This window comes from Lichenibacterium minor (genome assembly GCF_004137685.1).
In the GTDB taxonomy this organism is placed as follows: Bacteria; Pseudomonadota; Alphaproteobacteria; order Rhizobiales; family Beijerinckiaceae; genus Lichenihabitans; species Lichenihabitans minor.
The window spans coordinates 1-1,022 of the sequence record NZ_QYBB01000161.1; the positions used below are offsets into that span (position 1 = coordinate 1).

Here is a 1,022-nt window from a genome sequence, read left to right on the forward strand (position 1 = left end):
TTCGGCGGATGCCGAGCGCGCCCATGCCGAAGCGCAGCGCGCCGACGTGGCCCGCCAGCAGGCCGAGGTGGTGGACGGCATCGCCGAGGGGCTCGACCGGCTGTCGCGCGGCGACCTCGTGTCCCGCCTCGACCGGGCCTTCTCGCCCGAATACGAGAAGCTGCGGGGCGACTTCAACGGCGCCATGGCGCAGCTCCAGCAGACGCTGAGCGTGGTGGCGGAGAACGGCGGCGCGATCCGCCTGGGCACGGGCGAGATTTCCACCGCGGCCGACGACCTGAGCCGCCGCACGGAACAGCAGGCGGCGTCGCTGGAGGAGACCGCGGCGGCGCTCGACGAGATCACCGCGACGGTTCGCAAGACCGCGGAAGGCGCGCGCCAGGCCAATGCCGCCGTGCTGCGCGCCCGGACGGGGGCGGAGGACTCGGGCCGCGTGGTGCGCGATGCCGTGGCGGCGATGAACGGCATCGAGGCCTCGTCGGCTCAGATCACGCAGATCATTGGCGTCATCGACGAGATCGCGTTCCAGACCAACCTGCTGGCGCTCAACGCCGGCGTGGAAGCGGCGCGGGCCGGCGACGCGGGGCGGGGCTTCGCCGTGGTGGCGTCCGAGGTGCGGGCGCTGGCGCAGCGCTCGGCGGAGGCCGCGAAGGAGATCAAGGGCCTGATCGCGACGTCGCGGGGGCAGGTGGAGCGGGGCGTCGAGCTCGTGGGGCGCACCGGCGCGGCGCTCGACGGCATCGCCGTCCAGGTGGCCGAGATCGCCACCGCGGTGGCGGAGATCGCGTCCTCGGCGCAGGAACAGGCGTCGGGCCTCGACCAGGTCAACACGGCCATCAACCAGATGGACCAGGTGACGCAGCAGAACGCCGCCATGGTGGAGGAGTCGACGGCGGCCAGCCGGGCGCTGGCGGCGGAAACCGACGAGCTGATGCGCCTGATCGGGCATTTCCAGGTGGGGAACGGGGCGGCGCCGGAGACGGGCCGCAGGCCGGCCGCGCGGGTCGCCCCGCCGCGCCCGG

At 74.3% G+C, this 1,022-nt stretch carries 1 protein-coding gene; it reads left to right on the plus strand.

Annotation, left to right across the window (positions count from 1 at the left end; translation table 11 throughout):
* The coding region (locus D3273_RS27845) for a methyl-accepting chemotaxis protein (protein WP_245501427.1) at positions 1-1,022 on the plus strand (1,022 nt) is incomplete at both ends.